We start from the raw sequence: 7,856 nt of genomic DNA, 5'->3' as shown, positions 1-7,856 counted from the left end.
CGGGGTCTCTTTCTCCGTCGTGGCTGCCGCCCAGGTGTGGGGGGGGGGGGCGCCCCCCTCGGCCCCCCCCCCCCCCCGCCACCGCTTGTGCGTCAGCCGGAGCACTGCCGCTGCTGCTTGACCCAGGCTTGGACTTCCGAGACCTTGAACTGCAGTTTCGCGTTCCTCCCGGTCCCAAACCTGTACGGCAGGAGCCCGGCCCTGGCCGCCTCCCGATAGACCCGGCCCAAAGGATGAACTGACAAGTTTTCAGGAACCGGGTCCAGTACAGGCCGCATTCTGTCGGTGCCTGAACGGAGCTACTGACTTCGGCTCGTCAGGATGAACTGTTCCGGTCCGCCTGACGGACTTGTTGAGTCGGTTGTATCTGGTGGTGTGTGAGAAGCCGTTGTCGTACCGATCTTGGTGAGCGTGGGTTCGATTGCGGCAGCCCGGTCGGGTGATCTTGCGGCGTGCCGTGCATGAAGGCAGGGCCTCCGGTGCAGCTCGGGGTGGTCGAGACCTTGAGCGCGCCAGGAGGCCCTGTTGTCGCTGTTGTACGCCCTCACGCCGGCCGGCTCCAACTCCGCGGCTCGTACGTGTGACTGTCTCGCTCATCGGTTCGGGAACGCCGGGGACCGGCCGTACAGGCGGCCGAGGTATCCGTCCGACATGAGCGACGCGGAGTGGGCGGTGGTGCGTGACGCGATGCCGGTCCCGGGGTGGTTGGAGGGCAGGGGCGGGCAGCCGGAGGCCTACTGCCATCGTCAGATGGTGGACGCGGTGCGCTACCTGGTCGCGGGGGGCATCACTTGGCGGGCGATGCCCGCGGACTTTCCCGCCTGGGAGCGCGTCTACGCGTTCTTCCGGCGCTGGAGGAACAAAGGCCTGGTCGCCGAGTTCCACGACCGGTTGCGGGACCGGGTCCGCGAGTTCGCCGGCCGGGACCGGGAGCCGACCGCGGGCATCATCGACGCGCAGTCGGTGAAGGCGGCCGCGTCGGTGCCAGCGGCGACGCGGGGGTTCGACGGCGGGAAGACGGTGAACGGCCGTAAGAGGCACATCGTGGTGGACACCCTCGGGCTGCTGCTGGTCGTGGTGGTGACCGCAGCTTCGGTCACCGACCGCGACGCAGGGCAGACACTACTTGCCCGGCTGCATGAACGGCACTGGCGCATCGCACTGGTGTGGGCCGACGGCCGAACCGGCACCTCGAAGGACCCTGATGACCCGCCACACGCCGCACAACCACCTTGCTACATCCGCGGACGGGAGCCCCCGGGCAGTCGCTTGATCTAGGCGTTCAGCGCACTGCGCGCGGCACGGGTGAAACCGCCCAAGGCGGTCCAGAGGAGGGAAAAGGCGGCTGGTAGGTCGTCGGGGTTCCCATCGCCTCGCAGGATGGCCTCGATGAGCTTGAATACCTTGGTCGATGCGGGCCCAACCTGCTGAGCTGCCTCGGCGACATCGTCTGGTCCCTCAATGCACACCACACTGTGAGGGCAGGAACCGGTCGTGGTAGACCTCGCGCAGCTCGTTGTGGACCTCGGAGAGCACCGGCCGCCATTCCGGGTGCGTAGCGCCGCGGAAGAGCGAAAGCACGTTGCCATTCAAGTTGCCTATGGTGTGCACGCAGGCGATGAACTCCAGGTAAGCCGTACGACGAGCCTGCCGAGTCTGCTCGCGACGATGCTCAGACGCGTTGAGTTCAGCCGTGTAGCGAGCCGTCCTGGCCGAGAAGCGCCCAGTCGTCCAACTTGCAGCGACCGCAGTTGCCCCGGTAATGGAAGCGATCAACCACGTCGAGTCCCCCATACAGGGCAGTCTGAGTCAGGCTGCCGCGAGGGGCAAGGCTGCGAGACCTGAGCGTGATCAGGGCTGCCGATGAAGCGGATCAAGCCCAACTCGTATGCTGCCGCCATGACAGACCCCGCCCTCGCGCCGAACGCCCCCGTGCACCGCCAGTGGCGCTCCCTGCTGGAACAGGCAAGCCGACTGTCGCTCAGCCCTGATACCCACGAGGTGGAGCGGCGGTTTCCCGCTGACGCCCACGCGAACCAGTGGCTCGGAAGCAACGGTGCGGGCGAAGCAGAGATCGGCGACCTGGAGGACCGGCTTGGGCGACGGCTGCCGCCGAGCTACCGCTCCTTCCTCGCCGTGAGCAACGGCTGGCTCCACCTGAACGACACCGAGGGACCGCTGTTGGGCACCGACGGAGTCGGCTGGCTCCGAGACCTCGACCCGGCGTTCACCGAACTCTGGAGCACGACGTCCCACGGCGTTCCCGACATCCCGGACGAGGAGTACCTCGTCTACGGGGAGGAGCAGGACTGCGTCGACGTGCGGCGCGAGCACTTCCCGCACGCGTTGCAGATCAGTGACTGGGGAGACAGCGCCCTGCTCATGCTCAACCCAATGATCGTCAACGCGGAGGGCGAGTGGGAGGCCTGGGCGTTCGCGAGCTGGTATCCGGGCGTCTACCGCTACCCGTCCTTCTGGGATCTGGCGGTGGACCTGATCACCAGCGACCATCCGGACGCCGACTGGGGCTTCCTAACTCCTATAGCCGCCGCCTAAGTTGGGCCACGGATGTTCAGGCGGCGAGATGCCGCGCGAGGTCAAGAAGCTCCGACAGGCGCAGGACGAGCGCACCCTGGCCGGGGAGCGGCAGGAACGGCACGTGGAGGGGCTCGGTCCAGCGGGCGGGGATGGCGTCGAATCCGTGGATCGCGCCGGCCAGACCGCCGGTGACGGCGGCAACCGTGTCGGTGTCGCCGCCGAGGTCGACCGCGGCACGCACGGCCGCCTCGAAGGAGGTGGTGGTGCGTACCGCCCAGAGGGCGGAGCCCAGGCAGGGCCAGACCGCTCCGTTGAACTCGGTGGCGTCATCCGGATGCCAGTCGGGGGCCAGGACGGTCGCGTAGCGCCCACGATGATGGGGGCTCACTTGGGTGAGGATCTCCGGGATGGCTGCCAGCGGGTCGTCGCCTTCCAGGGCCAGGCGGACCAGCTCGTGGAAGATGGCGGTGCCTTCCCAGGCCGCGCCGTCACCATGGGTGAGCGCCGAGATTCGTCGGGCGGCGTCCATGGTCGCCTGCCTGCCGTCGCGGGCGAAGTACACCGCCGAGGTCGCGGCCCGCATCAGCGCGCCGTTGCCCGCCGCGCGCAGGTTGACCTGGAAGTGAACGGCCGCGGCCAGGTCCCACGGCATGCCGTTGGTGAGGACGTCCTCCGTCTGCACGCCGATGTCCTTGGGTTCGGACGCCGCCCAGCGCTGGAAGCGCGCGAAAATATCCGGCAGATCCAATCCGCCGCGCTCCAGCAGCGATTCGGCGACCATGACGGCCATCTGCGTGTCGTCGGTGGCCTCACCAGGCTCCCAGCCACCGCCGCCGCACATCTCCCCGCCGCCTCCCGGCTCGGGAAAGCGACTCGAGAACGCCCCCGCAGGGCCGAACTCGAACGGGGCGCCCAAGGCGTCCCCCACAGCAGAACCGACCACTGCCCCGAGCGCACGCTGCTGGTCAATCACCTCGTCAGGCTATCGGGTCACCGAGGTCCTGCTTGATCAAGGTGCTGTCGGGGCCGAGCACATAGGTACGTGGCCGGCCCATGGCAGCCACGGCTGCCCTGAGCGCCGCCTCCTTCTCTGCCGGATCCGGGCCGTTCGGGTCCCGGACAAGGAAGCCGTGGAGCTCGATGGCGTCCGCGTCCACGTCGCCCGGCTTCGGGCGGCCCTCCACCACGAACCCGCACAACGCCCGGAGCGCATCCTCGCCCATCTCCAGCGGGTGGAAGGGCAACGGATAAGGCTTCACTTCCTGGTCCGGCCACGGCACGATCTGGGCCGGACGCTCCCCGGCCCAGTACGGCACTTCGAACGGGAGCGGCTCGCCGATGTTCTCAACGATCCCGCTGTCCGGAGACAGACTCAACGACCGGATGAGACGCCGGTCCTCCCACACTCCGAACGCCAGCCAGTCGACCACACTGTGCATGGCGTGCAAGACCATCCGCCGCCCTACGCTCGCCGCCACGAGCTCCTCCGGAAGCTGAGACGGACGATCGACCATCACGCGTCGATCGCAGACCAGCTCCACCCCCGGCCAGCTACCCGCATAGGCCCGACCGTCCGGAGGATAGACCGCCTCCCACAAGCTCGAGCCGCCGGCCGCTTCAACCGCCCAGCCCGGATACAAGCGTCGCATCATCGCGGTCGTCCGGCCCAGATCCGCCGCACCGACCCGGTTCAGCAGGGCCAGCACCTCACCGTCGGTGTACACGAGCAGACCGGTCTTGGCCCCCACTGATCCTCCCCAGAATGACCGCCCACGTTGCTGTCGCACCTTACTCACCAGCCCCGACATGGCCGGGGGCACGGGGTGGGGCAGCCAGCAGATCCTCCCGGTCCCGGAACCGCTTGCCAGGCGCGGCGGCTCGAGAGATTTCAGTCACGATGCCCGCAGCCGTACCCCCGTCCAACCCTGCCTAGTCCGACCGCGGAGCGACGGCGAGGGGCCGGCCTCGCCAGCGCCCGCCTACTCGAACCTGTGAAATCGAGCTGTCCCCATTGCGCCCCGCCATCCGCAGCAGGCACCGTACTCGTAGTGAGAGTGCGGCCCAACGCGTCACTCCCCGCTATGGCAGCGTCAGTTGCCCACGCAGGAGCGGCATGTGCATACGGTTCAACTCGGTCCTCCGACTTGAACACCCACGGCTTGTCGTTGGTGCGGCTCCCAGGCCGTCCTCGCCGCTGGAAGCAGAACCGCCGCCTGGCACGCGCCGACAACGCCTACCCCGTTTGAGCCACTGGCAGGCCGTCGGCCGCGACGCCGTGATGGACGCTCCCGCGCCCGGAACCCTGGGAAGTGGTCGGCGCCAACGGAGGAGGCGACCCTATCCTCGCTTCGCCGCCGGGTCGCGGCTGGGAGGGCGTGTGGGCCGGAGTCAGCACAAGGCTGCCAATCCGCGCCCGCAGCCGGCAGCGCGCCGTCGCGTGGGTACCGCATCCAAGGCGAGGCCGCTGCGCGGCGCGGGGGCGTGGGCGTGGGCGTGAGCGAACCGTTGTAGGCAGTGCGCAGGTAGACCTGGAAGTGGAGGCCTGCGACGAGGTCCCAGGGCATGCCGTCAGTCAGGGCGTCCTCCCGGAGGCCTGCACGGCTTCGGGCTCAGCTTCCCGATCGACCGCCGAGGTCCGCGGCTAGCGCCGCGTAGATGTACTCGCTGCCCCAGCGGTCCCCGTCGAGGTCGTTCTCGACCAGGTGTGCCTCCCGGCGCATCCCGAGGCGCTCGCAGACCCTCACGGACCCGGTGTTCTCCACGTCCAGACGGGCGTAGAGCCGGTGCACGCCCAGGCTGTCGAAGGCGAACCCGGCCAGCGCAGCGGCCGCTTCGGTCGCGTAGCCGTGGCCCTGGTGACGCGGGTCGAGGGTCCAGCCGATCTCGGCCTGGGCGGCGCGGGCATCGGCCAGGGTGAGCGTCACCTCGCCGAGGAGGCCCGGCTCGTCGCGTCGGCACACGGCGAGGGCCAGCTTGTCACCGTCGGCGCGCCACACGGAGTGCGCCGCGCGCTCGGCCGCAACCTGCTGGCTGCGCTCCCGCGTGTGCGGCGGCCGGTACAGGTACCGCGCCACGGTCGGCAGGCTCTGGTAGGCGTACAGGTCGTCGGCGTCACCGGGGGTGAACAGTCGCAGCGACAACCGGGGTGTGGTCATCGGCAGCAGCGGGGCGATGTCCATGCGGACCTCCGGAACGCGGGCGTGGATCAAGATGCGGATTGTCGCACCACGACTGACGGGCAGCCACGCCTTTTCACCGGCGGCGCCCGACAACCCCGCTCCACCGTGCGGCGCGGCCTTCGCGGGTCGGTGGACAACGCCACGGGCCGGCCACATACGCCAACTCCTCCTTCTCGGCCAAGCTGTGGCCGATTGTCCGCCCCGGGGTTTGCGCGGCGTCGTTCATCCGTCCGGGTGAACGGAGCGGAAGGCCCCCTCGGGGGGATCTTGGCGAGGTCAGCATGTCTCTGACACTTCGTCACTATCCCTTTCACAGAGAGCTGGTGGAGCCATGCCCGTCGACGGCAGCACGGAGCCCTTCTTCGCGTTCGGAACCGATGACCTCGCGAAGCTGGACGCGATCCGCGAGGCGCTGCTCGACCCGTCGCCGCGCCGGATCGGCCGGCTGGACCAGTGGGGCCTGGCCGACGAGTACGAGATCTACGCGGAGATCGGCCAGTACACGGAGCTCGTGATCACCACGGCGGACGGGACGCAGCTCGACGCGTCGCTGAGCGTCCCGCGCAACCTCGCCCCGGGGCAGACCTGCCCCGCGGTCGTCCTGCCCGCCCCGCTGATCAGCATCGGGCACCGGGCCTACCTCGGCATGCTCTCCCGCTGGGCACAGGGCGGCTACGTCGTCCTGGCCTACAGCCAGCGCGGTCTCGCGAAGTCCACGGGTGAGATCCACGTCGCCGGTCCGCAGGACGTCGCCGACGCCGGCGAGGTCATCGACTGGCTGGTCGGCCAAAGCCAGGTGGACGCTAACCGGATCGGGTTTTTCGGTGCCTCCTACGGCGCCGGGACGAGCCTGCTGGCGGCCGCACGTGACCGGCGGATCAAGGTCGTCGCGGGCACGAGCGCCTGGGCCGACCTCTTCACCTCGCTGTACGAGAACGGCACCCGCCACCTCGCTGCCTTCGAAGCCCTGGTGACGCTGTTCGGCGAGGACCGGTGCTCGCCGGAGTTCCGCGAGATCATCCAGAAGATCCGCGCCAACACCATCGACGAGGAGGTCAGCGAGTTTGCCCGGGTCCGCTCGCCCCGGACCTACCTGTCGGACTACAACGACAGCGCGACCCCCGTCCTGCTGACCACCAGCTGGCACGAGACCATCTTCTCCGTGCCCGCCGTCATCGACTTCCACACCAACCTGACCGGCCCCAAGACGCTCCTCATCCAGGTCGGCGACCACGGCAACGCCGAACTCCCGGGGCTGGCAGGCCTCCCCGCCAAGCCCACCGACATGGCCTACCGGTGGATGGACCACTTCCTCGGCGGCACCGCCGGCAACGGGGCGCCGCCGCGGTTCGACGTCCGTTCCGAGTACATGTTCAACTCCCTGTCGGACGTCCGCCACCCCTCCTGGGACGCCTACGCCCTGCCGGCGGTGCGGTTCCACCTCGGCGACGCCCCCGCCGGCCAGAGCGACGGACTGCTGGCCGCGGACAAGCCGCAGGCGGGCTGGACCCGTTCGGTGAAGGCCACCGGCAAGGGCACCAACATCGTCGTCGCCCCCAAGCTCGTCCAGACCGGCCTGGCCGAGCGGCTGGGCCTGCCCCACGTGTACCGGACCGCCGACACCGACCGCGGCCTGGCCGCCGTCTTCGCCACCGCGCCGCTGGAGCAGGCCTCCCGTGTCCGGGGCGACCTGGCCCTGCGGGTGACGGTGAAGGCGCAGCAGGCCGACGCCACGATCGTCGCCTACCTGCTCGACCTCGACCCCGCCACCGGCAGGGCCACCATCATCACCCACGCCCCCTACACCTTCACCGACCAGCCGGCGGGCCAGGCCACCACCGTGACCTTCCCGCTCCAGCCGGCCGACTACGTCGTGGCCACCGGACACCAGCTCCAGCTGGTCATCGACACCCACGACCCGTTCTTCGGCTACGACAACGTCCTCCTGCCGGTGTTCACCCTCGACATCACCTCCCCGACCGGCGCCGAGTCCTACCTCGACATCCCCCTCCACCCCATCGACTGATCCCGCTCCCCACACCCCGGTGCGGCCGACCCGAACCCCCCGGGCCGGCCGCACCCGCGGGCCCCCGCCCCCCCGCACCCGCCACACCCCCGACGGCACCCGCGGCCCCCCCC

7 protein-coding genes are annotated in these 7,856 nt (G+C 69.6%); 3 read left to right on the top strand and 4 right to left on the bottom strand.

The window, feature by feature from the left end; translation table 11 throughout:
* Window positions 1–651: 651 nt before the first annotated feature.
* Complete coding sequence (locus ACFW1A_RS35805; protein WP_380416850.1) at window positions 652–1,278, top strand: IS5 family transposase; 627 nt, start codon at window positions 652–654, stop codon at window positions 1,276–1,278.
* Window positions 1,279–1,458: 180 nt separating this feature from the next.
* Here ACFW1A_RS35805 and ACFW1A_RS35800 read toward each other — a convergent pair whose 3' ends face one another.
* Window positions 1,459–1,794 carry a hypothetical protein gene (locus tag ACFW1A_RS35800; protein WP_380416848.1) on the bottom strand — a complete coding sequence of 112 codons (336 nt, stop codon included), beginning with the start codon at window positions 1,792–1,794 and terminating at the stop codon, window positions 1,459–1,461.
* A 105-nt stretch (window positions 1,795–1,899) separates the two neighbouring features.
* Here ACFW1A_RS35800 and ACFW1A_RS35795 point away from each other — a divergent pair, with 105 nt between their 5' ends.
* On the top strand, window positions 1,900–2,556 hold the full coding sequence (locus ACFW1A_RS35795) for an SMI1/KNR4 family protein (protein ID WP_380416844.1): 657 nt from the start codon (window positions 1,900–1,902) through the stop codon (window positions 2,554–2,556).
* Window positions 2,557–2,572: 16 nt separating this feature from the next.
* Here the strand turns inward: ACFW1A_RS35795 and ACFW1A_RS35790 are convergent, their stop codons facing one another.
* The 3 genes from ACFW1A_RS35790 to ACFW1A_RS35780 all read right to left on the bottom strand — a co-directional run bounded on the left by ACFW1A_RS35790 (window position 2,573) and on the right by ACFW1A_RS35780 (window position 5,717).
* Window positions 2,573–3,511 carry an ADP-ribosylglycohydrolase family protein gene (locus ACFW1A_RS35790; RefSeq protein ID WP_380416841.1) on the bottom strand — a complete coding sequence of 313 codons (939 nt, stop codon included), beginning with the start codon at window positions 3,509–3,511 and terminating at the stop codon, window positions 2,573–2,575.
* Between the two features lie 4 nt (window positions 3,512–3,515).
* Window positions 3,516–4,286, bottom strand: coding sequence for a DUF6928 family protein (locus ACFW1A_RS35785; RefSeq protein ID WP_380416838.1), 771 nt, complete (start codon window positions 4,284–4,286; stop codon window positions 3,516–3,518).
* 861 nt (window positions 4,287–5,147) lie between these two features.
* Window positions 5,148–5,717: a GNAT family N-acetyltransferase gene (locus tag ACFW1A_RS35780; protein ID WP_380416852.1), complete on the bottom strand. Its 570-nt coding sequence runs from the start codon at window positions 5,715–5,717 to the stop codon at window positions 5,148–5,150.
* Window positions 5,718–6,048: 331 nt separating this feature from the next.
* Here ACFW1A_RS35780 and ACFW1A_RS35775 point away from each other — a divergent pair, with 331 nt between their 5' ends.
* The gene (locus tag ACFW1A_RS35775) at window positions 6,049–7,743 is read left to right on the top strand and encodes a CocE/NonD family hydrolase (protein WP_380416836.1); all 1,695 of its coding nucleotides are present in this window, start codon (window positions 6,049–6,051) and stop codon (window positions 7,741–7,743) included.
* Window positions 7,744–7,856 lie beyond the last annotated feature (113 nt).

It is taken from the genome of Kitasatospora sp. NPDC058965 (assembly GCF_042741245.1).
GTDB lineage: Bacteria > Actinomycetota > Actinomycetes > Streptomycetales > Streptomycetaceae > Kitasatospora.
Note: the sequence above shows the minus strand (reverse complement) of the source record. Positions and strands in the feature narration are given on the sequence as shown.